This is a genomic window from Ruegeria lacuscaerulensis, from assembly GCF_013034745.1.
Lineage (GTDB): Bacteria > Pseudomonadota > Alphaproteobacteria > Rhodobacterales > Rhodobacteraceae > Ruegeria > Ruegeria lacuscaerulensis_B.
On sequence record NZ_WQGP01000007.1, the window covers coordinates 66,752 to 91,365 of the forward strand.

The window sequence follows — 24,614 nt, forward strand, 5'->3', positions numbered from 1 at the left end:
CCAAAGGTGCGCCCATTCGGGCGCGCTCTATTCTGGTGCTTTTTGGGGGCGGCAGGTCTGTTTAGTGGACCGGTCGCCCTCTTGCGTCCGTGGTTTCGGCACAGTATGGGCTCGGCCCATGAGCACCGAGATCCCCCAACGCCCCCGCCGGAACTTTTATGGCCGCTTCAAAGGCAAAACCCTGAAGCAAAGCCAGAAGACCTATCTAAGCGAAGACCTTGATGCGCTGTCCCCGGGTGCGGTCGATTGGGAGAGCAACCCTGAACGCAAGCCGCTGGACTTGCAGGAGCTGTTTGACGGTCGCGACGTCTGGCTTGAGGTCGGCTTTGGTGGTGGTGAGCACCTGGTGCATCAGGCTGCGCGCAATCCTGACATCGGCATCATAGGGGCCGAACCTTACATTAACGGCGTCGCCATGTTGTTGGGTAAAATCCGGCAGGCGGGGGTTGAGAACCTCGCCGTCCATCCCGGCGATGCGCGTGATCTGTTCGATGTGCTGCCCGAGGCCAGCATTTCCCGCGCGTTCCTGCTCTATCCCGATCCGTGGCCCAAGACGCGGCACCATCGCCGCCGCTTTGTGACACCGGAGCACCTGGAGCCGCTGGCGCGGGCGCTGAAACCGGGTTCGATCTTTCGCGTGGCGACGGACATTCCCGACTATGTCCGCCAAACGCTCGAGGAAGTGCCGCGCGCGGGGTTCGAATGGCTGGCGGAGCGCCCCTCTGATTGGCGCGAACCGTGGGACGACTGGATTTCCACCCGCTATGAACAGAAAGCTCTGCGCGAAGGGCGCACGCCGCACTACCTGACCTTCCGCCGCAAGGACTGATTGCCGCTGGACCATCTGGCCTCAATTCGCTAATCGGCTAAGGCACTGATAGCGAAAACAGGAGCCCCCATGTCCGGACACGGCACGCCCATCCCGATGACCTCGCATCCCTGCGGTCCGCTGACCGGAACGGCAGAGGTGCCCGGCGACAAGTCGATCTCGCACCGGTCGCTGATTTTGGGCGCGATGGCAGTGGGTGAGACGAAGATTTCCGGCCTGCTGGAAGGCGAGGATGTTCTGGATACCGCCAAGGCCATGCGCGCCTTTGGGGCTGAGGTTACGGATCACGGTGGCGGTGAATGGACCGTGCATGGCGTGGGCGTTGGCGGCTTTGCCGAGCCAGATCAGGTGATCGATTGCGGCAATTCGGGCACGGGTGTGCGGCTGATCATGGGTGCGATGGCGACCTGCCCGATCTCAGCCACGTTTACCGGCGATGCCAGCCTGAACAAACGCCCCATGGCGCGGGTGACGGACCCGCTGGCGCTGTTTGGGGCGCAATCGGTTGGCCGCTCGGGTGGGCGTTTGCCGATGACCATTGTGGGTGCCGCCGAACCGGTTCCGGTGCGCTATGAAGTTCCGGTTCCGTCGGCGCAGGTGAAATCCGCTGTGCTGTTGGCCGGTCTGAACGCACCGGGCAAAACCGTGGTGATCGAAAAAGAGGCCACTCGCGACCATTCGGAACGGATGCTGGCCGGGTTCGGCGCAGAGATCACCGTTGAGGATACCGATGAGGGCCGGGTGATCACCTTGACCGGTCGCCCTGAGTTGAAACCGCAGGTTATTGCCGTGCCGCGTGACCCGTCCAGTGCGGCCTTTCCGGTTTGCGCGGCGCTGATCACGCCGGGTTCGGATGTGCTGGTGCCGGGCATTGGCCTGAACCCGACCCGCGCGGGGCTGTTTACCACGCTGCGCGAGATGGGTGCGGACCTGACTTATGAGAATGAGCGCGAAGAGGGTGGCGAGCCGGTCGCTGACCTGCGAGCGAAATACTCGCCCAACATGAAGGGCATCAACGTGCCGCCGGAACGCGCGGCCTCGATGATTGACGAATACCCGGTGCTGTCCGTGGTTGCGGCCAATGCCACCGGCACCACGATGATGGGCGGCGTGAAAGAGCTGCGCGTCAAGGAAAGCGACCGGATCGACGCAATGGCCCGCGGGTTGCGCGCCAATGGTGTGACCGTGGATGAGGGCGAGGATTGGTGGTCGATTGACGGTCTGGGCATCGGCAATGTCCCCGGCAGCGGCACCTGCGAGAGCTTTCTGGATCACCGCATCGCCATGTCGTTCATGGTGATGGGAATGGGAGCGAAATCGCCGGTCTCGGTTGATGATGGCGGCCCGATTGCGACTTCGTTCCCGATTTTTGAACCGCTGATGGCTGCGCTGGGCGCCAAGGTCGTACGCACATGAGCTTTACGGTCGCCATAGACGGCCCTGCAGCTGCTGGGAAGGGCACGATCTCGAAAGGGGTTGCGGCACATTTCGGCTTTGCGCATCTGGACACCGGGCTTTTGTACCGCGCGGTGGGGCGGCGGACGCTGGAAGGGATGGAGCCCATCGCGGCGGCCGAGGCCCTGACCGCCGAGGAGTTGCAGCAGGGCGATCTGCGCACGGCCGAGATCGCTCAGGCCGCGTCGAAAGTGGCGGTGATCCCCGAGGTTCGCGCGGCTTTGGTCGATTTCCAGCGCGCCTTTGCCCGTCGGGTTGGCGGCGCAGTGCTGGACGGGCGTGACATCGGAACCGTGATTTGCCCTGAGGCCGAGGCCAAGCTGTTCGTCACCGCCAGCGCCGAGGTGCGCGCAGAACGGCGGTATCTGGAACTCAGTACCAAAGGCGACGATGTGACCCGTGAACAGGTCCTTGCTGATGTGCGCGAGCGCGATGCCCGCGATGCCGAGCGGAGTACAGCCCCGATGAAACCGGCTGAGGATGCCGTTTTGCTGGATACTTCGGACCTCAGCGTCGAAGAGGCCCTGGCACAGGCCATTACGCTGATCGCAGAACGCAAGCCCGCGACGCCGTAGCGCCGCGGGTGATCGCTGCGAGGTGTCGGGATTACAGCTCGCCGACTGCGATGCTTTTGATTTTCGACCACTGACCATCGGCTGTTTTTGCCGTGCCGGGGACGTCTTTCAGGAAGGCGGCGCGGGTTTCTGCATTCAGGAACAGGTACAGCTTGCCATCTGCAATTAGGTACTGATCCGGGTCGCCATCAAATTTCTTCCCGACCGACACACCGAACGAGCAGAAACCGCCATGTTGGGGCAGATACGCCGCCGGGTTGGCCTCGAACGCGGCGAGGTTATCCGCCGAGGTGAAATAGTACGATGCGCCATCATAAGTCGCCGAGTGGTTGGCAAAGCCTTCCACCGGATTGCCATTTGTCACCAGCGCCACCAGGTCGACACCATGCGCGGCCAGTGGAGCGCCCGCTGCTGAAATGCCGTTCGAGACGTTGATTTCGTCTGCTGCAAAGGCCGGTGCAGCAACCAAGGGCAGGGCGGCGATCAGGGTGGTCAGGATCAGAGATTTCATTGCGTTTCCTTACGTGCTTTGGGCTCAGAGCGGTCGGGGTATCCGTCGCTGAAACAAATCTAACAACGCTCAACCGAACGAACTATGACAGAAAGGACTTACAGTTTTGCAGATCGTTCAAAATTGCGGCGCTTCTCGGTGATGCCTTCACTAAGCTTTGTTTGGTCACGTGACCTGCTGCCTTTTATGCTGACACTGAAACCAGCGGGAGCCTCGCCATGATCCGACTAGCCTTTTTCATGATATTTCTGGCCACAGGTCTGGCTGCTCAAGAGGCGCAAGAGACCCCGGTATTGGAACCTCCCATGACCTATGAACGGCTGGGTAAAATTCTGTTTGCATTGGATCCCGAGGCACTGCCGCAAGGTCCGGGTTTTCAACTAACATTGGGCGACGTTCCGGTTTTTGTTGTTACTGATATCAACGCCGACCGGATGCGGGCCATGGTGGCGATTGTCAGTGCGGACGATCTGTCGCCAGCGGATCTGCAGCGCGTGATGCAAGCGAATTTCGACAGTACTTTGGATGCACGCTATGCCATAGCCAATGGTACGTTGTGGGCGGCCTATATCCATCCGTTGTCGGCGCTTGAGAAGGATCAGCTGATCTCGGGTCTGGCGCAGACAGTGAATATAGCCAAGACATATGGCACGCTCTATTCCGGTGGTGCGGCCGAGTTTGGGGGCGGTGACAGTCAGGGTTTGCAGCGCGCCCTCATCGAAGAGCTTTTGAAGAAGGGCGAGGAAATCTGAACGCCGATGTCGCGGTGCAGACTTCTGCTATCTGGCAACATTTCCAAAGCACCGGTCATAGGCTCTGGCTAGGTTAGGGAAAGCTGTTATAGTCCCCCAAAACAAGGGGGAGCAGAGCCTAATGAGCAAGCGTTTGAGCAAGATTACCATCGTGGGTGGTGGCACAGCGGGGTGGATGACCGCGTTGATCCTCGAGATGGTGTTTTCCCGCACATCCGCCCCCAAGGACCGCCCCCGCATCTGCCTGATCGAAAGCCCAAATATCTCGACCGTGGGTGTGGGCGAAGCAACCGTGCCGCGTATGCCGGTCACACTGCGTCAGGCAGGCATATCCGAGCGCGATTTCTTCCGCGAAACCAACGCGTCGTTCAAATTGGGTGTGAAGTTCTGCAACTGGAACAAGGACGCCAAGGGCAATCGTATCGACTATATGAACCCATTCGCGCATGGCCAGTTGCTGGAAGGGTTGGAGGCCTCGGAATATTTCCTGCGCTTCGGCAACGGGGATCGGGATTTCACTCAATCCATTGCCCCGCATGATGATCTTGCGCGGCTGTGCAAAGGTGCGCGTCCTTTGGGCGCGCCGGAGTTCGAACAACGGTTCGGCTATGCCTACCATCTGGACGCGGTGAAATTCGCCGGGATGCTGACGAAGGTTTGCACCAAACGTGGCGTCGAGCATATTCAGGATGAGGTTCAGGCGGTTGAACTGGACGAACAGGGCAATGTCAGCCACCTGATGCTTGAACGCAAAGGCCGTCATGACATCGAGATGGTCGTGGATTGCACCGGATTCCGGGGGTTGATCATCAATCAGGCTCTGGGTGAGCCGTTCATGGATTATTCGGACTATCTGCCCAATGACCGGGCCATGGCGTTGCAGGTCGAACATCCCAATCCGGAGAAGATCGAAAGCGCCACGCGCTCGACAGCGTTGGGGGCGGGTTGGACGTGGCGAGTGCCATTGTTCAATCGCGTAGGCACAGGCTATGTGTATTCTTCGGCGCATCGGACGGATGATCAGGCAGCCGATGAATATCTTGAGTGGCTGGGCGACAGCGGCAAGGGCCTTACGCCACGTGTGATCCCGATGCGGGTTGGGCGAGTGCGCAATGCCTGGGTCAAGAACTGTGTAGCCATCGGCCTATCGGGCGGCTTTATCGAGCCGCTGGAAAGCACCGCGATCCATATGATCGACCACGCCATCCGTTGGTTCGCGGAACATCTGCCGACGCGTGACATCGAGCCGTCGTTGCGCGCGCGCTATAACCGGCAGATGGACAAGCTCTACAATGAGGTGCTTGAATTCATCTGTCTGCATTACCGGTTGGGCAACCGCACGGATGACCAATACTGGATCGACGCGCGGACCGAGATGAAAATCCCCGATCGTCTGGCTGAGAATCTTGAGCTTTGGCAGCACCGCCTGCCGATGGAGCATGATGTGGAGTTCGCCACCCTGTTCGACCATCGCGTTTTCCAGACGGTACTGTTGGGCAAGCAGGTCTACGACACGGGCTATGGTACAGGTATCCGTGACCGCATCCGACCGCTGAAGAAACCGATTTGGTTCCAGTGGTGGAAGGGTGCGAAGGTAGACCTTGCGCAGATACTCAAATCCATGCCGGACCATAAAACGCTGCTGCGCGATATTCGTGGCGAGCTTGAGAAACCGGCCTTCGGCAAGCCAGCCAAACCGACAGTGGCGATGCCTGGCACGAAACCGGCCCCAGTGGCGGTGCAGAATATGCCGAACTTTGCCGAGATTCAAAGTGGTGCAAAGGATCTGCAACTGTTTTGAGAAGTCTGGGCGCTTTGCGGCGCCGCGTCTTTAGCATGGAAAGGGCGGTGAATTGATCCCGCCCTTTTTGCATTTGGAGTGCTTGTCTAACCAGCATTGGAATGTAATAACATTACAAAAAATTTTGTGACGAGGTTTGCCATGCGACGAAACAAGACCGGGCGAGGCGGTCGTAATCTTTGCAGCGGTCTAAAGCGGCGGCGCAGGGTGTCTCCGATGCGAACCTATGATTCCCTGCCGCCTGAATTGCGCGGCTGGTTGGCAGCGGCATGCCTGCCGTGGAGCCCGGCCTCGGCGCTGAAGATCTGGAACCGGTCGGGCGGATCGACGGATATTGCCGGGGCGCTGTCCCGACTGGATGCCATCGAACGGTCGATGTTGCAGAAGGACGCAGGCATCTGGCACATGAAAGATAGCCGAACAGCCGGTAACTAAGGGCTTTGCTCTTGCACATTACCTGAATTCGGCCTATACGCGCGCTGTCTGAACAAGGGCGGTCAACGTCCGGATGACGTATCTGAGCAGGGCCGGGTTACCTCGGCCCTTTGTGTTTGTGTAATCGGATGCGCACCGGGTCACGCCAGAGGACACCATGAAACAAGACCGGCGGAGACAACCGCTCGGCCAGCAAAATCGTACTGTAAAGGAAAACAACGCCACATGGCTAACGCATCCATGGAGGAATTCGAAGCCCTCCTGAACGAAAGCTTCGAAATGGACACGCCCGAAGAGGGTTCTGTTGTCAAAGGCAAGGTTCTGGCGATCGAAGCCGGCCAAGCCATCATCGACGTCGGCTACAAAATGGAAGGCCGCGTTGATCTGAAAGAATTCGCAAATCCCGGCGAAGCCCCTGAAATCGCTGTAGGCGACGAGGTCGAAGTTTACCTGCGCGCCGCAGAAAACGCCCGTGGCGAAGCCGTCATCTCGCGCGAGATGGCCCGCCGTGAAGAGGCATGGGACCGTCTGGAAAAAGCATATGCCGACGACCAGCGTGTCGAAGGTGCAATCTTCGGTCGCGTCAAAGGTGGCTTCACCGTCGATCTGGGCGGCGCAGTTGCGTTCCTGCCCGGCTCGCAGGTTGATGTTCGCCCCGTGCGCGACGCTGGCCCGCTGATGGGTCTGAAGCAGCCGTTCCAGATTCTGAAAATGGACCGTCGCCGTGGCAACATCGTTGTGTCGCGTCGCGCAATCCTGGAAGAATCGCGTGCCGAACAGCGTGCCGAAGTTATCGGCAACCTGTCCGAAGGTCAGACCGTCGAGGGTGTTGTCAAGAACATCACCGAATACGGTGCATTCGTTGACCTGGGCGGTGTTGACGGCCTGCTGCACGTCACCGACATGGCATGGCGCCGTGTGAACCACCCGTCCGAGATCCTGACGATCGGCGAAACCATCAAGGTTCAGGTCATCAAGATCAACAAAGAGACCCACCGCATCAGCCTGGGCATGAAGCAGTTGCAGGAAGATCCGTGGGATCTGGTTGCTGCGAAATACCCGCTGGGCTCGGTCCATCAGGGGCGCGTCACCAACATCACCGACTACGGCGCGTTCGTCGAGCTGGAAGCCGGTGTCGAAGGTCTGGTGCACGTATCCGAGATGTCCTGGACCAAGAAAAACGTCCACCCCGGCAAGATCGTTTCGACCAGCCAGGAAGTCGACGTCATGGTTCTGGAAATCGACGGCGCCAAGCGTCGCGTGTCTCTGGGCCTGAAGCAGACTCAGCGCAACCCATGGGAAGTGTTCGCAGAAACACACCCCGAGGGCACCGAGGTCGAAGGCGAAGTCAAGAACATCACCGAATTCGGTCTGTTCATAGGCCTCGAAGGCGACATCGACGGCATGGTTCACCTGTCCGATCTGTCCTGGGACGAGCGTGGCGAGGATGCGATCCAGAACTACCGCAAAGGCGATATGGTTTCGGCCGTTGTCTCGGAAGTTGACGTTGAGAAAGAGCGTATCTCGCTGTCGATCAAAGCCCTGGGCGGTGACAAGTTCGCCGAAGCCGTGGGCGGCGTGAAGCGTGGCTCGGTCATCACTGTCGAAGTCACTGCGATCGAAGATGGTGGTATCGAGGTGGAATACGAAGGCATGAAATCCTTCATCCGCCGTTCGGACCTGTCGCGTGACCGCGCCGAGCAGCGCCCCGAGCGTTTCTCGACCGGTGACAAGGTCGACGTCCGCGTCACCAACGTTGACAGCAAAACCCGCCGTCTGGGTCTGTCGATCAAGGCGCGCGAAATCGCCGAAGAGAAAGAGGCTGTAGAACAGTACGGTTCGTCGGACTCGGGCGCGTCGCTGGGCGACATCCTGGGTGCAGCGCTGAAGTCGGGCGACTAAGCCCGGACCTCAGTCCAAGCAGAATTTGCGGCCCCGCATGAGAGTGCGGGGCCGTTTTTGTTGCGAATCAACACGTTCCGATTTGCAGGCTTTATTCATCTGTGGTTCACGATTTGCAGGCCAATTCCCCGACAAGTGCAAAAATTCGCGTGAGTTTGACGTAGAATCAAGGTCGCACACACAGAGTCAACGTTCCCCCGAACCAAGTTTTTTTCTATAGTGATCAGAATAATAGACATGGTAATCCGGTCGCCTGGGAGGGTAACGCACATGATCCGTTCAGAACTGATTCAGAAAATCGCCGACGAGAACCCGCATCTCTACCAACGCGACGTCGAGCGGATCGTGAATACTGTGTTCGAAGAGGTGACGGATGCCATGGCCCGCGGGGACCGGGTGGAACTGCGCGGATTTGGCGCGTTTTCCGTCAAAAAGCGCGACGCGCGGGTTGGCCGTAACCCTCGGACAGGTGAGACTGTTCAGGTGGAAGAAAAATGTGTTCCATTTTTCAAGACAGGCAAGTTGCTAAGGGACCGTTTGAACGGTAAAGCCTAAGGCATGATGCGCTACATTCGATATGCTTTTCTGGCGACCCTCGGGATCGTCCTGATTTCGGTCTCGCTGGCCAACCGCGAAGCCGTTGAACTGACATTGATGCCTCAGGCGATTGCCGATCTGGTCGGGGTCAATTTCAGCATTTCGCTGCCGTTGTTTATTGTGGTTCTGGGCAGCATCGTGGCCGGTCTGGTCATCGGTTTCCTGTGGGAATGGCTGCGCGAGCACAAGCACCGCGCAGATGCGTCGGCCAAGACTGGCGAAGTCCGCAAGCTTGAGCGTGAGGTCAAGAAGCTCAAGAAGAAACAGAACGAAGGCAAGGACGAGGTCCTCGCCATTCTGGATGAGGCCAGCTAAGGCACCATGTCCGGTATTTCGGTCAAAATATGCGGCCTGACCGCCCCTGAGCACGTGCGCGCAGCAGCTGAGGCCGGCGCGCGGTATGTAGGCTTTGTCTTCTTTCCAAAATCGCCCCGGCACCTAGAAATTGAGGCCGCGGCCGCTATGGCCCATCTGGTGTCTGTCGGCGTGGCCAAAGTTGCGCTGACTGTCAATGCCTCGGACGCGGAACTGGACAGGCTTGTCGCGGATGTACCGCTGGACATGTTGCAACTGCATGGCAAGGAAAGCCCCGACCGCGTGGCTGATATCCGGCAGCGTTACGGCTTGCCTGTGATGAAGGCCATAGGTGTGGCCGAGCCCGAAGATCTAATGGCGATTGATCTGTATTCTGAGGTGGCCGACCAATTGCTTATCGACGCTAAGCCGCCTCGCAACGCCGAATTGCCCGGCGGGAACGGTCTGGCCTTTGACTGGCGCCTGCTGGCTGGGCGCAAATACTGGCGGCGTCCGTGGATGTTGGCGGGTGGCCTGACCCCTGACAACGTGGCCGAGGCTGTCCGCATGACCGGGGCACAACAGGTCGATGTATCCTCGGGGGTCGAAAGCGCGCCGGGGGTCAAGGATGCCGGTCTGATCCGCGCATTTGTTGACGCAGCAAGCTGATACGTTTTGCCATGGCAAATCCCCCCGCTACCTCCTATGAACAACGGGAATGACGAGGGAGACACCCATGGCCAACGATCTTTTCAATTCCTTCATGTCCGGCCCGGATGAGCAGGGCCGTTTTGGCATCTTCGGCGGACGGTTTGTCAGCGAGACCCTGATGCCGTTGATCCTGTCGCTGGAAGAGGAATATGAGAAGGCCAAAGACGATCCGACCTTCTGGGCCGAGATGGACGATCTGTGGGCGAACTATGTGGGTCGTCCCTCGCCGCTGTATTACGCGGAACGCCTGACCGAACACTTGGGCGGCGCGAAGATCTACCTCAAGCGCGACGAGCTGAACCACACCGGCGCGCACAAAATCAACAACGTGCTGGGCCAAATCATTCTGGCGCGCCGTATGGGCAAGACCCGGATCATCGCCGAGACCGGCGCAGGGCAGCACGGCGTGGCCACCGCCACAGTATGCGCCAAGTTCGGCTTGAAGTGCATTGTCTATATGGGTGCCCATGACGTGCAGCGTCAGGCCCCCAACGTGTTCCGTATGCGCCTGCTGGGGGCCGAGGTGATTCCGGTCACGTCCGGTCGTGGCACGCTGAAAGACGCGATGAATGACGCGCTGCGCGATTGGGTGACGAATGTGCGCGACACGTTTTACTGTATTGGCACCGTAGCCGGTCCACACCCGTACCCTGCAATGGTCCGCGATTTCCAGTCGATTATCGGCAAGGAAGCCAAGGAACAGATGTTGAAGGCCGAAGGCCGTCTGCCCGACACGATCATTGCCGCCATCGGTGGCGGATCGAACGCGATGGGCCTGTTCTACCCGTTCCTTGACGACAAATCGGTCAATATCATCGGGGTCGAGGCCGGTGGCAAAGGTGTAAACGAGAAGATGGAGCATTGCGCCTCGCTGACCGGCGGTCGTCCTGGCGTGCTGCATGGCAACCGCACCTATCTGCTGCAGGATGATGACGGTCAGATTCTGGAAGGCTATTCGATTTCGGCCGGTCTGGACTATCCCGGTATCGGGCCGGAACATTCGTGGCTGAACGATATTGGCCGCGCAAACTATGTCTCGATCACCGACAAAGAAGCACTCGAGGCGTTCCAGCTCTGCTGCGCTACCGAAGGAATTATCCCGGCGCTGGAACCCAGCCACGCGCTGGCCCACGTGATGAAAATTGCGCCCGACCTGCCCAAGGATCACCTGATCTGCATGAACATGTGCGGGCGTGGCGATAAGGATGTGCAGACCGTGGCCAAGTATCTGAACTTCGATATGTCAGATACCGAAGGGCGTACGGCGGGCTAAGCGCCATAGCGTTAAACGTTTGGAGCCGGCCCCAAAACAGGGCCGGTTTTTTCGACCGCGCCCACAAGAGGGCCCGCGCGGCGGTCTATTGATGTCGCAAACCAGAGGTTCAGCCAGGTCTCAATCACCTGCAGCCGCGTGGTCGCGTAGTATATCCAGCGGCACCACTTCTAAGGCGCGTTGGTGTGTGGCCTCAAGGTGTACCATGGGCGCGCAGCCTTCGTCATGCGCTTGCAGGAACCGCCCGGCGCACAGGCACCAACGATCCCCGGGTTTGAGGCCGGGAAAGTCGAACTCTGGTCGAGGGGTGCTCAGGTCGTTGCCGACATATTTGGAAAAAGCCAGAAACTCGGCCGTCATCACAGCGCAGACGGTGTGGCTGCCCTGATCCTCGGGGCAGGTGTTGCAAGCGCCGTCGCGAAAGAACCCGGTCAGCGGATCGCGGGAACAGGGCGCAAGCACGCCGCCCAGTACATTTATGCTGTCCTGTTTCTGCATAATCCGACTTTACAGGCTTTGCGCGATGCTGCGGAACATTTCTACATTGGCCTCATTCACCCCGTCATCGCGGAATTTACGGTCCGCGCCGGTTGTTACGATCAGAACGCCCCGAGGCTGATCGAAATAGATATATTGGCCATAGACGCCGCGGGCCAGAAACTCACCCTCATGCGCGCCGACGGGAATCCACCACTGATAGCCATACCCGATCTTGCCCGCCTGTGTTGGGGCGCTGGGCAGAACGGATTCGGCGATCCAGTCGGCAGGGACCAGTTGCTGCCCCCCATAGGTGCCATTTTGTAGGATCATCTGCCCAAAGCGGGCGAAATCACGGGTGGTAAAGTTCAGCCCGCCCAACACAAAGGCCACTCCGGCACCGTCCGCCACATAGTAACCATCGTGTTCCAGACCTAGCGGCTGAACGATCTTTTCGGTCAACAGATCCGAGACGCTGCGCCCGGTCGCCCCTCGGATCACCATGCCAATGACATGTGTGTCGATGGACACGTATTGCCATTGCGCGCCCGGTTCCACGAAAATGTCCTGCAACGAGGCCGCGAAATCGTCCAACTCACCACCCAAGGCCACCACGCGTCCCATCCGATTGATATCGGAGTTCGGGTCGAAATAGTCTTCGTTAAAGGTGACGCCGCTGGCCATGTTCAGCACGTTGCGGACTGTTGCCCCATCATAGGCCGTACCCGCCAGCTTGGGCGCATATTGTACCACCGGATCGTCCAGCGAACCGATCGCGCCTTCGGCCAGCAGGATGCCGAACAGGGCCGATAGATAGCTTTTCGCAACCGACCACGAAATCCGGCGATCGTCGGGACCGGTGCCCAGGTAATATTCCTCGAACCGGATATCGCCATCCTGCATCACCAGCAGGGACGTCACCGCCCGGTCCTCGATCCATTGATCGGTGCCCTCGGGCAGGTCGAATCCAACGCCATAGGGCAATTTGCTGGTTGGGCCGTTACCACGGGGCAAGGCGACCGTTAGAAACGCCTCATCCATATGAGAGAAATTGTGGACGATCTTTTCTTCGGAGAACAAAGAGTTCACGGCCAAGAGCCGTTGAATTTCCTCGCGCTTCCAGACCCCGACAACGATTGCGGCCAGCGCCAGCATCAAGGCGACGCGCAACATCCACTTCAGCAGTGATCTCATATGTCTCCTCCCATAGACGTGCCGCATTGGACCGCGTGCGGCAGCCATCTGCAATCAGGACGTTACGGCAAGAGCTAAGGGGCTATTTAAACTTATCCAGCAGTTTCTGCATGGCCGAGCGGTCATCAACCTGTGGTTCCGGCTTTGGTTGGGGCGCAGGTTTTTGCGCTTTGTCTGCAGTTTTCGACGATCGCGGCGGCGCGGTGCGCATGGCAACCGCGTTCATGAACTTGCCACCGTCACCATCGGCCAGATGCCCTGCACCATCCGAGACACCGCGTAGCACATCATCCAACCAGTCGGTATCAGCCTTGGCGAAGTCGCCCAGAACATAGGGCGAGACCATCTCTTTCCGCCCTGGATGCCCGATCCCAAGGCGCACACGGTCATAGGCCGGGCTGATATGTTCGTGGATTGACCGCAGTCCATTGTGCCCCGCATGCCCGCCGCCTGCCTTGACGCGCACTTTGCCAGGGGCAAGGTCCAACTCGTCATGGAAAACGGTCACGTCGGTTGAGTCCAGCTTGTAGAACCGCATCGCCTCGCCCACGGACTGGCCCGAGCGGTTCATGAAGGTTTGCGGCTTGATCAGCAGAACCTTTTCACGGCCAAGACGACCTTCGGCAATCTCGGCCTGAAACTTGGATTTCCAGGGACCGAAATTGTGATCTTCGGCAATCCGGTCCACGGCCATAAAGCCGATATTGTGCCGGTTGCGAGCATATTTCGATCCGGGGTTCCCCAATCCGACAAACAGTTTCATAAGCGCGCCCTTGTCTGATGCTACAGGTTGATGCCACGGTTTGCCCCCTGCTTTCCAGCCCACAGGGCAAAAGAAAACGGGGCCTGGATCAGGCCCCGCTTCAAACTCCAAACACCGGGTCTGGGTTTATTCTTCGGCTGCGTCCTGGCCGACGACTTCAACCTCATCCGCGGCCACTTCTTCGCCTTCCTCATCATCGCTGGACGACAGGCCGGTCGGGGCCGAGATGTTGGCGATCACGAAGTCACGGTCAATGGTCGGCTTGGTGCCTGCGGGCAGGTCAACTGACGAGATGGTGACAACGTCGTTGATGTTCAGACCGGTCAGATCAATGGTGATCTTCTCAGGAATGTCACCAGCGGTGCAGACCAGCTCAACCTCGGGACGGACAACCGTCAGAACGCCGCCCTTCTTGATGCCGGGCGCTTCGTCTTCGTTGACGAACTCAACGGGGATGAACAGCGCGATCTTGGTGGTCCGACGCAGACGCATCAGGTCCAGGTGGGTCGGCAGGTCTTTGACAACGTCACGCTGAACGTCGCGGCAGATGACGCGAACGTCTTCGTGTCCTTCAACCTTCAGGTTCCACAGGGTCGACTTGAAGCGGCCTGCTTTCAGGCGCTTGAACAGAACGTTGAACGGGATGTTGATCGGCAGCGGCTCTTTGTCGCCACCAAAAACAATGCCCGGAACCATGCCGTCGCGGCGTGCTTGACGAGCGGCGCCCTTGCCTGTCCCCGTCCGTTCCAGAGCTACGAGATCAGGAATCTCACCAGCCATGATATATCTCCAATTGTTAGGGCGGGCATCCTCCAAGGCTGTATGCCCGCGTGAAGCCGCGTCCTTAGCTTGATTCATTGGATTTGGAAAGGGCTTTTTCGAGCCATCGTTTTTTTGCGAGGCTCTGCCTCGCGCTCCGGGATATTTGGGGCCAGATGAAGAGCGGATCCAGACTTCATCTGGCTGAAAATATCCCGGGGGAGGCGCCCGGAACGGGCGGCGGGGGCGGAGCCCCCTGACCCAGTGATCACTTTTGCCAACGGCCCCCGAAACCTTCGGGCACCAACAGGTTGTGCGGCCCGACGTCCCCGAGATTGCGTTCACCGCACAGCGCCATTGTTGTGTCGAGTTCCTTGTGGATCACCTCCAGCGCGGTGGTGACACCTTTTTGTCCCATCGCTCCCAGACCATAGACAAAGGCGCGGCCAATATAGGTGCCTTGCGCACCCAGGGCGACGGCTTTCAAGACGTCCTGGCCCGAGCGTATGCCGCTGTCCAAATGGACTTCAACATCATTGCCTACGGCGTCCATGATTTCGGGCAGTACCCGGATTGAACTGAGCGCGCCGTCCAGTTGGCGACCGCCGTGGTTTGAGACAACAATCGCATCCGCGCCCAGTTTGGCGGCTATCTTTGCGTCTTCGGCGTCCAAAATGCCCTTGAGGATCACCTTGCCGCCCCATTGCTCCATCAGCTTTTCGACCTTGTTCCAGTCGAGGCTGGGGTCGAACTGCTCGGCCGTCCACGCGCCAAGGGACGAAGCATCCGATATCCCTTCGACATGGCCGACGATGTTGCCGAATTCGCGGCGCTTGGCGCCCAGCATCTCAATCCCCCAGGACCATTTGGTCATGAGGTTTGCGATGGTTTTGGGCGTCAGCTTTGGTGGTGCAGACAGGCCGTTCTTGAGGTCTTTGTGCCGTTGGCCCAGGATTTGTAGATCCAGTGTAATGACCAACGCGGAACACTGGGCGTCCTTGGCTCGTTGAATGAGGCGGCTGACATAGTCCTGATCTTTCATCGTATAGAGCTGAAACCAGAACGGTTTGGTCGTGTGCTCTGCCACGTCTTCGATCGAGTTGATCGACATGGTGGACAGGGTGAAGGGCACGCCGAACTCCTCGGCGGCTTTGGCGGCCTTGATCTCTCCGTCCGCGTGTTGCATGCCTGTTAGACCGACCGGGGCCAAGGCGACCGGCATTGACACGTCCTGACCAATCATCTGCGATGCGGTTGAACGCCCTGACATATCGACGGCAACCCTTTGCCGTAGGCGGATGTCATCGAAATCCGAGCTGTTGTCGCGGAAGGTCTGCTCGGTCCAGCTGCCGCTTTCCGCATAGTCATAGAACATACGCGGGACACGCCGCTCATAGATGCGTTTGAGGTCTTCTATGTTGGTGATGACGGGCATGAAGCAGGCTTTCGTAGGATTGGTTCACTTTGTTTACCAATCTTTATGCCGCGTCGCAATGTAAGGTTTGAGCAGGATTTTAGTGCGCTAACACAAAACCGCGACTGGGGCCTCCAGGCGCGGTTCATGGTCTTGATGTCGAGCAGGGCAGGGTCAGGCGGAGTGTGCGCCGTCAGATAGGGATTTTACGAAATCCAGAACCTCGGCCACCGGTTTGCCAGCCGCGATCTGGCTGACAATGGCGGATCCCACTACGGCCCCGTCAGCAACGCTTGCAATGGCCTGCGATTTCTCGGGCGTGTTGATGCCAAAGCCGACGATGACGGGCAGGTCTGTGGCGGATTTGATGCGGGCCACTTCGGGGCCGACATTGGTGGCCTGGGCCTCGGCTGCGCCGGTGATACCGGTGATTGAGACATAGTACACAAAGCCGGACGTGTTTTGCAAAACGCGCGGCAGGCGCTTGTCGTCGGTCGTAGGGGTCGCAAGGCGGATGAAGTTCAGGCCTGCAGCCTGCGCAGGCAGGCAGAGTTCATCGTCTTCTTCGGGCGGCAGGTCCACCACAATCAGCCCGTCGATGCCAGCTGCTTTGGCATCGGCCAGAAAGGTATCTACCCCACGGCTGTAGATCGGGTTGTAATATCCCATCAGAACAATCGGCGTCGTGTCATCCGTTTCGCGGAATGCACGGGCCAGGTCCAACGTGCGCTGCAAGGTCATCCCTCCGTCCAGGGCACGCTGACCTGCGGCCTGGATGGTCGGACCATCCGCCATAGGATCGGTGAAAGGCAGGCCAAGCTCGATCACGTCCACACCGGCCCCCGGCAATCCTTTGACGATCTCAAGCGAGGTGTCAAAGTCGGGATCACCAGCCATGATATAGGCAACGAAAGCCTTTTTACCCTCGGCCTTGAGAGCGGCGAACTTGGCGTCGATACGGGTCATCTGCGGTCCTTGCATTCAGGTTTGAACCTGATGTGCAGAAACTTTCGCCGGAAATCAATCCCGACCACTCAGATTGGCCTAGAACCCGTAGTGATACCGCAGGAACAGCGCGTTGACGCCGGGGTTGAAGCTTTCTGTGCTGGCGTTCGACTTGTGAGTGACAGCCAGCGAAATGGCGTTGCCGCTGTCCAAGGTATAGCCAACTCCCAGAAGGCTGCGAATCTGAAAGCCACCGCCCAAGTCATTGTCGCCGTTAGAGGCGTTAAAGTAGCCTGGCATCACACTCAACTCAGCGAACCAGCGATCCGAGAAGGAATAGATGCCCACCAGACCTGCGCCGATATGCGTGTCACCGTCGGTGTCGACAGTCAGGGCTGCACCCAGACCAGCGCTGAAGCGCGTTGCTTCGTGAAACGGGCGATGCTGGTATTCTAGCGAAAAGACGCCCTGATCGTCGCCGTTGCCGTTAGAAAAATCCGCAAAACCCGCGCCAAAGATGACAGATTGGGCCTGTACCGAGGTTGCAGCCACGAGCAAGGCGACAGAAGTAAGTAACGCTTTCATTGGGTTCTTCGTCAATTAATTGTGTGTGTGTTCCTAATTGGGGACCATGACCCGCGCGGTTCAACTCACGCAAGTACAAATACCGTAACGGTTTAGTGAAGCTGCGGTGGCCATCTGCCGGTTGCACCGCTTGGGTTGCGCATTTTCCACAACCCGCCTAGAAGACGCCGTCACATCGCTTCAGGAGGCCGCAATGGGCTTTAAAATGGGAATCGTGGGTCTGCCGAATGTGGGCAAGTCGACCTTGTTCAACGCGCTGACCAAGACTGCCGCGGCGCAAGCGGCGAATTTCCCGTTCTGCACCATCGAGCCGAATGTGGGCGACGTGGCCGTGCCGGACGAGCGTTTGGACAAGCTGGCGGCAATTGCGTTCTCGAAGCAAATCATCCCGACGCGCATGACCTTCGTGGACATCGCCGGTCTGGTGAAGGGGGCGTCAAAGGGCGAGGGGCTGGGCAATCAGTTTCTGGCCAATATCCGTGAGACCGACGCGATCGCCCATGTGTTGCGCTGTTTCGAAGATGGCGATGTGACCCATGTGGATGGCCGTGTCGACCCGGTGGCTGATGCTGACACGATCGAGACCGAACTGATGCTGGCCGATCTGGAAAGCATCGAAAAGCGCCGCGCCAATCTGGTGCGCAAGCTGAAGGGCAACGACAAAGAGGCGCAGCAACAAGACCGCCTGCTGGCCGAAGCGCAGGCTATGCTGGAAAGCGGTAAACCCGCGCGGCTGGTTGAGGTTACGGCCGAGGACGCCAAGGCGTGGAAGATGCTGCAACTGCTGACCACCAAACCGGTTCTGTATGTCTGCAACGTGTCCGAAGAAGAAGCCGCCGAGGGCAATGAATATTCCGCCAAGGTCGCTGAAATGGCTGCCGCGCAGGGCAATTCTCACGTCATCATCAGCGCCAAGATCGAAGAAGAGATTAGCCTGCTGGAAGCAGACGAAGCCGAGATGTTCCTGACCGAGATGGGTTTGGAAGAACCCGGCCTCGACCGTCTGATCCGCGCCGGTTACGACCTGCTCAAGCTGGAAACCTATTTCACCGTCGGCCCGAAAGAGGCCCGGGCCTGGACCATTCGCACCGGCACCGCGGCACCGCAGGCCGCTGGCGTTATCCACGGTGATTTTGAAAAAGGCTTCATCCGCGCCGAGACCATCGCCTATGACGACTACATCGCCGCTAATGGCGAGCAAGGAGCCAAGGAGGCAGGCAAGATGCGCGCCGAGGGCAAGGGCTACATCGTCAAGGACGGCGACGTGATGCACTTTTTGTTTAACAACTGAGCCCGTCTGGCAAACGTCTGTATCAAAGCTTTTCGTTCAGACTGCAATGGCTGATCAGCCACCCGCCGTCAGGTTGCCGGTACAAAACGTTAAGGGATGTCCCGTAACCGGTCGTCCCTTCACTAAAGTGGACAAGGCACCAGCCGATTTGACCGTCGATGCCGGCCTGAACAACCGTAACGATTTTGTCCTCGCCACCTTCCTCAACCCATTCAGAATGGGTAGCTTCTATAGCCTTTCGGCCTTTGGCTGCAGGGCCGTAGGGCGAAAATAGTTGTGCGTCATCCATAAAGAATGACGCACAACCAGTTGCATCTTTTAACCGATAGCAATCAACATACTTGTCATACAATTTCTGAAAAACTTCTACTGCGGTCATCCGAAGCCTCTCCGTGTTGCCCTTGCCGTGTATTACAGGCGAGTTTCTTGAGTAAGACAAGAATGCGTTCAAAGGTATGCTCGCCTGCAGACGGTGCTTTTCCCGCAGGTTAATACGGCTAAAGTGGTCGTCGGCCCGTTATTGGAAAACTCGAATATGATCGAAATCCGCGACCTCCAACTCCTTAGCGCCCTTGCGCGACACCAACATTTCGCCAAGGCAGCTGAGGAATGCGGGATATCGCAGCCCGCGTTCTCGATGCGCATCCGCAATCTTGAGGACCGGTTGGGTGTCTCGATCGTCCGTCGTGCCAACCGGTTTCAGGGCCTCACCGAAGAGGGCGAGATGATGGTTCGTCGGGCACGGCGGATATTGGATGATTCCAAGGCGCTGGAGCAACAAGTGCTGGCCGCGCGGGGAGAGATTACGGGCACGTTGATCCTAGGGGTCATTCCGACGGCGATCGCTTTCACCGGGCGGCTGATCAAGCGTTTGCAGCAGGCGCATCCGCGCATCCTGTCGCGGATTGAGACCATGTCGGCCAGCGCCATTCAGCACCGGCTGGATGAGGGAAGTCTAGACGCGGGCATCACCTATGGCGACAGTATCGGCACCGATCTGCGGCAGGTTCAGCCTCTGTACGAGGAAGCCTATGTGCTGCTTGTGCCCTCGCATATGACCGAACAGACGGGTCCGATCCCCTGGGCACAGGTGGCCGAATTTCCGATCAGCCTGCTTGAGCCGCAGATGCAGAACCGCCGCATTCTGGATCGAATATTCGCCGAACAGGGCCTGCATCCGCATGTGGTGGCGGAAACCAGCGGCTTTACCGCCTCGATGGTCATGGCGCGCGAGGGGCTGGCAGCCACTGTTGTTCCGCGCGTTCTGGTGCGTGCTTTGGGCGATTTGCGGGGCACCAAGGTGCTGCCGCTGGTCGATCCTGTTGTCAGCAAACCGATTTGTCTGGCCACCCTGACCCGCGAGCCCGAATTGCCCACGGTCGAGGCTTTGCGCGCCGTCGTCGCCTCATTGCGGTGATAAGCTGTCGTTATCGTGCGATAGCGATAAGAGATTTGACGATATGCTGGTCTGATGAGACACGGGGCCTTAATCGGAGGGCATCATGGCACCATTAGACACCAAGCCATCAGGCGCACCCAAGGGCGTCTGGAAGTCAGGTAAAGGCAAGGGGCGGCACACGCCCAAAGGCCGTCAGTTCACGGATGAGGCGCAGGCCGAAGTTGCGCGCCTGCTGGGCGCCCGCCCGCGCCGTCGCGATCTGCTGATCGAATTCCTGCATTTGATTCAAGACGAACACGGCCATATCAGCGCCGACCACATCGCCGCCTTGGCGGTCGAGATGCGCATCGGTCAGGCCGAGATTTATGAGACCGCCACCTTTTATGCCCATTTCGATGTGGTGAAAGAGGATGAGACGCCTCCGCCCGCGCTGACGATCCGTGTCTGTGATTCCCTGTCCTGCGAAATGGCCGGTGCCCAGCAGTTGCAGAAGGCGCTGGAGGATGGTCTGGATGCGTCGGAGGTTCGCGTCGTGCGTGCGCCTTGCATGGGTCGTTGTGACACCGCGCCTGTGCTTGAGATCGGTCACAACCATATCGACCACGCGACCCCCGAAAAGGTTCAGGCCGCGATTGCTGCCGATGATACGCATGCGCATCTACCCGACTACGAAACCTTCGCGGCCTATGAGACGAACGGCGGTTACGCCAAGCTGAAAGAGCTGCGCGACATCGGTGATTGGGAGCAGGTGCAGGAAGACGTCCTGTCCTCAGGCCTGCGTGGTCTGGGCGGTGCGGGTTTCCCGTCGGGCAAGAAATGGGGCTTTGTTCGCATGAACGAAGGCACCCGCTATCTGGCCGTGAACGGCGACGAAGGCGAGCCCGGCACGTTCAAGGACCGCTACTATCTTGAGCGCACGCCGCACGTTTTCCTTGAGGGCATGCTGATCGCCGCATGGGCGGTCGAGGCCGAGACCTGCTTTATCTACATGCGCGACGAATACCCGGCGGTGCTGGAAATCCTGCACCGTGAGATTGCCGCGCTGGAGCAGGCCGGTATCGTTGCGCCCGGCTATATTGACCTGCGTCGGGGTGCTGGTGCGTACATCTGCGGTGAAGAATCCGCGATGATCGAATCCATCGAGGGCAAAAAGGGCCTGCCGCGCCACCGTCCTCCGTTCGTGGCCCAGGTCGGCGTGTTCAACCGCCCGACCTTGGTCCACAACGTCGAGACGCTGTATTGGGTGTCGAAAATCTGCCGCGAGGGCCCGCAGGTTCTGAATTCAGTTGAAAAGAATGGCCGTAAGGGCCTGCGTAGCTACTCGGTCTCGGGCCGTGTCGCGAAGCCGGGTGTTTACTTGTTGCCCGCAGGTTCGACCATTCTTGACGTGATTGATGCCGCCGGTGGCATGGCGGACGGCCATGTATTCAAGGCGTATCAACCGGGCGGGCCGTCGTCAGGTCTTCTCCCCTCCCATATTGACGACGTCCCGCTCGACTTTGACACGTTGCAGCCGCTGGGCACGTTCATCGGGTCGGCTGCCGTGGTGGTTCTGTCCGATCAGGACACGGCCCGCGATGCGGCGCTGAACATGCTGCGGTTTTTCGAGGATGAAAGCTGTGGTCAGTGTACGCCCTGCCGCGCAGGCTGTGAAAAGGCGGTCAAGCTGATGCAGGCCGACAAGTGGGACACCGATCTGCTCGAGGATCTGTGTCAGGTGATGGGCGACGCCTCGATCTGCGGTCTGGGGCAGGCGGCTCCGAACCCGATCCGCCTTGTCATCAAACATTTCGCTGACGAAATCTGAAGGGAGACAGAGCCATGCTAGACGCAAGCCCAAACAAGACCGTCACCTTCAACCTGAACGGCGAAGATGTCACCGTGCCCGAAGGCTGGACCATCTGGGAAGCTGCCAAAGGGCAGGGGTTCACCATTCCGCACCTGTGCCACAAGCCGCAGCCCGGCTATCGCCCGGACGGCAACTGCCGCGCCTGCATGGTCGAGGTGGAAGGTGAGCGCACTCTGGTCGCCTCGTGTATTCGTCCTGCGGCGGACGGTATGGTGGTCAAGACTGACAGTGACCGCGCCGAGAAATCACGCGCCATGGTCATGGAACTGCTGGTCGCTGATCAGCCGGAGGAAGCGCATGACACTTCCAGCCACTTCTGGGATATGGCCAAGCTGAACGATGTAACGGGCAGCCGGTTCCCGGCTAAAGAAGCCGAGAAAATCCCGCTGCTGGATGACAGCCACGTTGCTATGCGCGTCAATCTGGACGCCTGCATCAACTGCAATCTCTGCGTCCGTGCCTGCCGCGAGGTTCAGGTGAATGACGTGATCGGCATGGCCGGTCGTGGCCATACTGCGCAGGTGGTGTTCGACCAGAACGACCCGATGGGCGATTCGACCTGTGTAGCCTGTGGTGAATGCGTTCAGGCTTGCCCCACCGGCGCGCTGATGCCTGCCACCGTTCTGGACGATCAGCAGAAGGGCGACAGCAAGGATTATGACAGCGAAACCGAAAGCGTCTGCCCGTTCTGTGGTGTGGGCTGTAAGGTCTCGCTGAAGGTTAAGGACGGCAAGGTCAAATACGTCGAGGGCATCAATGGCCCCGCCAACGAAGGCCGTCTGTGTGTCAAAGGCCGTTTTGGCTTTGATTACATCCACCACCCGCACCGTTTGACCAAGCCGCTGATCCGGCGCGAGGACGCGCCTGCCAAGGGGCTGAATGTCGATCCCGCGAACCTGTCGACCCATTTCCGCGAAGCGACATGGGAAGAGGCGATGGATCTGGCCGCCTCCAAACTGGTGGCCCTGCGCGACGAAGACCCGCGCAGCGTGGCCGGTTTCGGCTCGGCCAAATGCACCAACGAAGAAGCCTATCTATTCCAGAAGTTCATCCGTCAGGGGTTCAAGCATAACAATGTCGACCACTGCACCCGTCTGTGCCACGCGTCGTCTGTGGCAGCGCTGATTGAAAATGTCGGATCAGGTGCGGTGACAGCTGCGTTCAACGATATCAAGGACGCTGATGTGGCGATCATCATCGGGTCGAACCCGATTGAAAACCATCCCGTCGCGGCAACGTATTTCAAACAATTCGCCAAACGCGGCGGCAAGCTGATCGTAATGGATCCGCGCGGCGTCGGCATGCGCAAGTTTGCCGATGAGATGCTGCAATTCCGCCCCGGGGCAGATGTCTCGATGCTCAACGCGATCATGAACGTGATCGTCGAGGAAGAGCTTTACGACAGCCAGTACATCCACCGCTGGACCGAGAACTGGGAAGCGGAGAAAGAGCATCTGCGCCAGTTTACGCCCGAAGCAATGGCCCCGATCTGCGGTATCGAAGCCGATCAGCTGCGCCGCGTCGCGCGCACTTTTGCGCAGGCCAAGGCCGGTCTGATTTTTTGGGGGATGGGCGTCAGTCAGCACATCCATGGCACGGATAATTCGCGCTGCCTGATCTCGCTGGCCCTGATGACCGGCAACGTTGGAAAACCCGGCGCAGGTCTGCACCCGCTGCGCGGTCAGAACAACGTGCAAGGTGCCTCGGACGCGGGTCTGATCCCGATGTTCCTGCCCGACTATCAGACTGTGACTGACGATGGCATTCGCGCCAAGTTCATCGAGGTTTGGAACTCGGACGACTTCTCGAACGAGAAGGGTCTGACGGTGACCGAGATCATCGACCAAGCCTACCAGGGCAACATCAAGGGTATGTACATCATGGGTGAAAACCCGGCCATGTCTGACCCGGATGTGAACCACGCCCGCGATGCGCTGGCCAAGTTGGACCTGATGATCGTGCAGGATATCTTCCTGACCGAGACAGCGAACTATGCCGACATCATCCTGCCTGCCTCGGCGCTGTATGAAAAGAACGGCACCGTGTCGAACACCAACCGTCAGGTGCAGCGGGTGCGCCCCGCCGTGCCGCCTCCGGGTGAGGCGCGCGAGGACTGGGCGATCACTGTTGAACTAGCGCAGCGCATCGGGCTGAACTGGGGCTACACGGACGTGTCTCAGGTGTTTGATGAGATGAAGCTGACAATGGCATCGCTCGATAACATCACTTGGGATCGACTGAAGTCCGAGACGATCACCTATCCGTCTCTGTCCGAAACCGATCCTGGTCAGTCCATCGTGTTTGGTGATGGCTTCCCGCGATCGGACGGTAAGGCCAAGTTCACCCCGGCAAGCGTTATCCCGCCGGATGAAGCCCCGGATGACGAATACCCGATGATCGCCACTACGGGCCGTCAGCTGGAACACTGGCACACCGGGTCGATGACGCGCCGCTCGAACGTTCTGGACGCGGTTGAGCCCGAGGCGAACTGTTCGATGAACCCCCGAACGCTTAAGTTGATGGGGATCGAGCCGGGCGAGACAATCCGACTGACGACCCGTCGCGGCAGCATCGACATCATGGTGCGCGCCGACCGTGCGATTGCCGAGGATATGGTGTTCATCCCCTTCGCCTACGTCGAGGCGGCGGCCAACATCCTGACCAACTCGGCTATCGACCCTTATGGCAAAATCCCCGAGTTCAAGTTCTCGGCCATCAGGGTAGAAAAGATCGAAGACGCTATCGCGGCGGAATAACCGAACAAAGGCGGCCCTTATGGCCGCCTTTAACTTTTCTTGACAGC

The 24,614-nt window shown here is 59.0% G+C and carries 24 protein-coding genes; 15 read left to right on the forward strand and 9 right to left on the reverse strand.

What is annotated here, in order from left to right:
* Positions 1 to 118: 118 nt before the first annotated feature.
* From trmB to GOV79_RS14755, 3 genes are all read left to right on the forward strand, one after another.
* Positions 119 to 829 carry a tRNA (guanine(46)-N(7))-methyltransferase TrmB gene (gene trmB / locus GOV79_RS14745; RefSeq protein WP_170790349.1) on the forward strand — a complete coding sequence of 237 codons (711 nt, stop codon included), beginning with the start codon at positions 119 to 121 and terminating at the stop codon, positions 827 to 829.
* Positions 830 to 898: 69 nt separating this feature from the next.
* Positions 899 to 2,245, forward strand: coding sequence for a 3-phosphoshikimate 1-carboxyvinyltransferase (gene aroA / locus GOV79_RS14750; RefSeq protein WP_170769913.1), 1,347 nt, complete (start codon positions 899 to 901; stop codon positions 2,243 to 2,245).
* Positions 2,242 to 2,859, forward strand: a complete 618-nt coding sequence (locus tag GOV79_RS14755; RefSeq protein ID WP_170790350.1) for a (d)CMP kinase — start codon at positions 2,242 to 2,244, stop codon at positions 2,857 to 2,859. Before aroA ends, GOV79_RS14755 begins: the two co-directional genes overlap by 4 nt.
* 31 nt (positions 2,860 to 2,890) lie before the next feature.
* Here GOV79_RS14755 and GOV79_RS14760 read toward each other — a convergent pair whose 3' ends face one another.
* On the reverse strand, positions 2,891 to 3,370 hold the full coding sequence (locus GOV79_RS14760; RefSeq protein WP_170769915.1) for a YHS domain-containing (seleno)protein: 480 nt from the start codon (positions 3,368 to 3,370) through the stop codon (positions 2,891 to 2,893).
* A gap of 218 nt (positions 3,371 to 3,588) precedes the next feature.
* Here GOV79_RS14760 and GOV79_RS14765 point away from each other — a divergent pair, with 218 nt between their 5' ends.
* The 8 genes from GOV79_RS14765 (at position 3,589) to trpB (ending at position 11,135) form a co-directional block, all read left to right on the forward strand.
* Positions 3,589 to 4,122, forward strand: coding sequence for a hypothetical protein (locus GOV79_RS14765; protein WP_170790351.1), 534 nt, complete (start codon positions 3,589 to 3,591; stop codon positions 4,120 to 4,122).
* Positions 4,123 to 4,243: 121 nt separating this feature from the next.
* Positions 4,244 to 5,923, forward strand: a complete 1,680-nt coding sequence (locus GOV79_RS14770) for a tryptophan halogenase family protein (protein ID WP_170769917.1) — start codon at positions 4,244 to 4,246, stop codon at positions 5,921 to 5,923.
* Between the two features lie 141 nt (positions 5,924 to 6,064).
* Positions 6,065 to 6,358, forward strand: coding sequence for a DUF6525 family protein (locus GOV79_RS14775; protein WP_269150140.1), 294 nt, complete (start codon positions 6,065 to 6,067; stop codon positions 6,356 to 6,358).
* 225 nt (positions 6,359 to 6,583) lie between these two features.
* On the forward strand, positions 6,584 to 8,260 hold the full coding sequence (rpsA, locus tag GOV79_RS14780) for a 30S ribosomal protein S1 (protein ID WP_170769919.1): 1,677 nt from the start codon (positions 6,584 to 6,586) through the stop codon (positions 8,258 to 8,260).
* 270 nt (positions 8,261 to 8,530) lie between these two features.
* Complete coding sequence (gene ihfB, locus GOV79_RS14785; protein WP_050603110.1) at positions 8,531 to 8,815, forward strand: integration host factor subunit beta; 285 nt, start codon at positions 8,531 to 8,533, stop codon at positions 8,813 to 8,815.
* Between the two features lie 6 nt (positions 8,816 to 8,821).
* Positions 8,822 to 9,172: a lipopolysaccharide assembly protein LapA domain-containing protein gene (locus GOV79_RS14790; protein ID WP_170783005.1), complete on the forward strand. Its 351-nt coding sequence runs from the start codon at positions 8,822 to 8,824 to the stop codon at positions 9,170 to 9,172.
* A gap of 6 nt (positions 9,173 to 9,178) precedes the next feature.
* Positions 9,179 to 9,820 (forward strand): phosphoribosylanthranilate isomerase, encoded by a 642-nt coding sequence (locus tag GOV79_RS14795; RefSeq protein WP_170790353.1) that lies wholly within the window; start codon positions 9,179 to 9,181, stop codon positions 9,818 to 9,820.
* Positions 9,821 to 9,887: 67 nt separating this feature from the next.
* Positions 9,888 to 11,135 carry a tryptophan synthase subunit beta gene (gene trpB / locus GOV79_RS14800; protein WP_170790354.1) on the forward strand — a complete coding sequence of 416 codons (1,248 nt, stop codon included), beginning with the start codon at positions 9,888 to 9,890 and terminating at the stop codon, positions 11,133 to 11,135.
* A gap of 120 nt (positions 11,136 to 11,255) precedes the next feature.
* Here trpB and GOV79_RS14805 read toward each other — a convergent pair whose 3' ends face one another.
* The 7 genes from GOV79_RS14805 to GOV79_RS14835 all read right to left on the reverse strand — a co-directional run bounded on the left by GOV79_RS14805 (position 11,256) and on the right by GOV79_RS14835 (position 17,272).
* Complete coding sequence (locus GOV79_RS14805; RefSeq protein WP_170769922.1) at positions 11,256 to 11,633, reverse strand: DUF2237 family protein; 378 nt, start codon at positions 11,631 to 11,633, stop codon at positions 11,256 to 11,258.
* Positions 11,634 to 11,642: 9 nt separating this feature from the next.
* Positions 11,643 to 12,806, reverse strand: coding sequence for a serine hydrolase domain-containing protein (locus GOV79_RS14810; protein WP_170790355.1), 1,164 nt, complete (start codon positions 12,804 to 12,806; stop codon positions 11,643 to 11,645).
* Between the two features lie 82 nt (positions 12,807 to 12,888).
* Complete coding sequence (gene pth, locus GOV79_RS14815) at positions 12,889 to 13,569, reverse strand: aminoacyl-tRNA hydrolase (protein WP_170790356.1); 681 nt, start codon at positions 13,567 to 13,569, stop codon at positions 12,889 to 12,891.
* 126 nt (positions 13,570 to 13,695) lie between these two features.
* Positions 13,696 to 14,349 carry a 50S ribosomal protein L25/general stress protein Ctc gene (locus GOV79_RS14820; RefSeq protein WP_170769925.1) on the reverse strand — a complete coding sequence of 218 codons (654 nt, stop codon included), beginning with the start codon at positions 14,347 to 14,349 and terminating at the stop codon, positions 13,696 to 13,698.
* Between the two features lie 247 nt (positions 14,350 to 14,596).
* Positions 14,597 to 15,763 (reverse strand): alpha-hydroxy acid oxidase, encoded by a 1,167-nt coding sequence (locus GOV79_RS14825; RefSeq protein WP_170790357.1) that lies wholly within the window; start codon positions 15,761 to 15,763, stop codon positions 14,597 to 14,599.
* Between the two features lie 153 nt (positions 15,764 to 15,916).
* On the reverse strand, positions 15,917 to 16,708 hold the full coding sequence (gene trpA / locus GOV79_RS14830) for a tryptophan synthase subunit alpha (RefSeq protein ID WP_170790358.1): 792 nt from the start codon (positions 16,706 to 16,708) through the stop codon (positions 15,917 to 15,919).
* 78 nt (positions 16,709 to 16,786) lie between these two features.
* On the reverse strand, positions 16,787 to 17,272 hold the full coding sequence (locus GOV79_RS14835) for an acyloxyacyl hydrolase (protein ID WP_170769928.1): 486 nt from the start codon (positions 17,270 to 17,272) through the stop codon (positions 16,787 to 16,789).
* A gap of 193 nt (positions 17,273 to 17,465) precedes the next feature.
* Here GOV79_RS14835 and ychF point away from each other — a divergent pair, with 193 nt between their 5' ends.
* Positions 17,466 to 18,563 carry a redox-regulated ATPase YchF gene (gene ychF, locus GOV79_RS14840; RefSeq protein ID WP_170769929.1) on the forward strand — a complete coding sequence of 366 codons (1,098 nt, stop codon included), beginning with the start codon at positions 17,466 to 17,468 and terminating at the stop codon, positions 18,561 to 18,563.
* 22 nt (positions 18,564 to 18,585) lie between these two features.
* On the opposite strand, the gene GOV79_RS14845 is transcribed toward ychF, so the two are convergent.
* Positions 18,586 to 18,942 carry a YybH family protein gene (locus GOV79_RS14845; protein WP_170782911.1) on the reverse strand — a complete coding sequence of 119 codons (357 nt, stop codon included), beginning with the start codon at positions 18,940 to 18,942 and terminating at the stop codon, positions 18,586 to 18,588.
* 156 nt (positions 18,943 to 19,098) lie between these two features.
* Between GOV79_RS14845 and GOV79_RS14850 the strand changes: the two genes are divergently transcribed.
* The 3 genes from GOV79_RS14850 to fdhF all read left to right on the forward strand — a co-directional run bounded on the left by GOV79_RS14850 (position 19,099) and on the right by fdhF (position 24,567).
* On the forward strand, positions 19,099 to 19,980 hold the full coding sequence (locus tag GOV79_RS14850) for a LysR family transcriptional regulator (RefSeq protein ID WP_170790359.1): 882 nt from the start codon (positions 19,099 to 19,101) through the stop codon (positions 19,978 to 19,980).
* A gap of 85 nt (positions 19,981 to 20,065) precedes the next feature.
* The gene (locus GOV79_RS14855) at positions 20,066 to 21,769 is read left to right on the forward strand and encodes an NAD(P)H-dependent oxidoreductase subunit E (RefSeq protein ID WP_170790360.1); all 1,704 of its coding nucleotides are present in this window, start codon (positions 20,066 to 20,068) and stop codon (positions 21,767 to 21,769) included.
* A gap of 14 nt (positions 21,770 to 21,783) precedes the next feature.
* Entirely contained in the window at positions 21,784 to 24,567 is a 2,784-nt protein-coding gene (gene fdhF, locus GOV79_RS14860; protein ID WP_170790361.1) for a formate dehydrogenase subunit alpha, read from the forward strand.
* The last annotated feature ends 47 nt before the right edge of the window (positions 24,568 to 24,614 follow it).

Coding starts and splice junctions, on each gene's coding strand:
- rpsA (WP_170769919.1), top strand. CDS start 6,584: ATGGCTAACGCATCCATGGAGGAATTCGAAGCCCTCCTGAACGAAAGC.
- GOV79_RS14825 (WP_170790357.1), bottom strand. CDS start 15,763: ATGCCCGTCATCACCAACATAGAAGACCTCAAACGCATCTATGAGCGG.
- GOV79_RS14775 (WP_269150140.1), top strand. CDS start 6,065: ATGCGACGAAACAAGACCGGGCGAGGCGGTCGTAATCTTTGCAGCGGT.
- aroA (WP_170769913.1), top strand. CDS start 899: ATGTCCGGACACGGCACGCCCATCCCGATGACCTCGCATCCCTGCGGT.
- trmB (WP_170790349.1), top strand. CDS start 119: ATGAGCACCGAGATCCCCCAACGCCCCCGCCGGAACTTTTATGGCCGC.
- GOV79_RS14805 (WP_170769922.1), bottom strand. CDS start 11,633: ATGCAGAAACAGGACAGCATAAATGTACTGGGCGGCGTGCTTGCGCCC.
- trpA (WP_170790358.1), bottom strand. CDS start 16,708: ATGACCCGTATCGACGCCAAGTTCGCCGCTCTCAAGGCCGAGGGTAAA.
- ychF (WP_170769929.1), top strand. CDS start 17,466: ATGGGCTTTAAAATGGGAATCGTGGGTCTGCCGAATGTGGGCAAGTCG.
- GOV79_RS14820 (WP_170769925.1), bottom strand. CDS start 14,349: ATGGCTGGTGAGATTCCTGATCTCGTAGCTCTGGAACGGACGGGGACA.
- GOV79_RS14855 (WP_170790360.1), top strand. CDS start 20,066: ATGGCACCATTAGACACCAAGCCATCAGGCGCACCCAAGGGCGTCTGG.
- GOV79_RS14760 (WP_170769915.1), bottom strand. CDS start 3,370: ATGAAATCTCTGATCCTGACCACCCTGATCGCCGCCCTGCCCTTGGTT.
- trpB (WP_170790354.1), top strand. CDS start 9,888: ATGGCCAACGATCTTTTCAATTCCTTCATGTCCGGCCCGGATGAGCAG.
- fdhF (WP_170790361.1), top strand. CDS start 21,784: ATGCTAGACGCAAGCCCAAACAAGACCGTCACCTTCAACCTGAACGGC.
- GOV79_RS14795 (WP_170790353.1), top strand. CDS start 9,179: ATGTCCGGTATTTCGGTCAAAATATGCGGCCTGACCGCCCCTGAGCAC.
- GOV79_RS14790 (WP_170783005.1), top strand. CDS start 8,822: ATGCGCTACATTCGATATGCTTTTCTGGCGACCCTCGGGATCGTCCTG.
- pth (WP_170790356.1), bottom strand. CDS start 13,569: ATGAAACTGTTTGTCGGATTGGGGAACCCCGGATCGAAATATGCTCGC.
- GOV79_RS14845 (WP_170782911.1), bottom strand. CDS start 18,942: ATGACCGCAGTAGAAGTTTTTCAGAAATTGTATGACAAGTATGTTGAT.
- GOV79_RS14770 (WP_170769917.1), top strand. CDS start 4,244: ATGAGCAAGCGTTTGAGCAAGATTACCATCGTGGGTGGTGGCACAGCG.
- GOV79_RS14765 (WP_170790351.1), top strand. CDS start 3,589: ATGATCCGACTAGCCTTTTTCATGATATTTCTGGCCACAGGTCTGGCT.
- ihfB (WP_050603110.1), top strand. CDS start 8,531: ATGATCCGTTCAGAACTGATTCAGAAAATCGCCGACGAGAACCCGCAT.
- GOV79_RS14755 (WP_170790350.1), top strand. CDS start 2,242: ATGAGCTTTACGGTCGCCATAGACGGCCCTGCAGCTGCTGGGAAGGGC.
- GOV79_RS14850 (WP_170790359.1), top strand. CDS start 19,099: ATGATCGAAATCCGCGACCTCCAACTCCTTAGCGCCCTTGCGCGACAC.
- GOV79_RS14810 (WP_170790355.1), bottom strand. CDS start 12,806: ATGAGATCACTGCTGAAGTGGATGTTGCGCGTCGCCTTGATGCTGGCG.
- GOV79_RS14835 (WP_170769928.1), bottom strand. CDS start 17,272: ATGAAAGCGTTACTTACTTCTGTCGCCTTGCTCGTGGCTGCAACCTCG.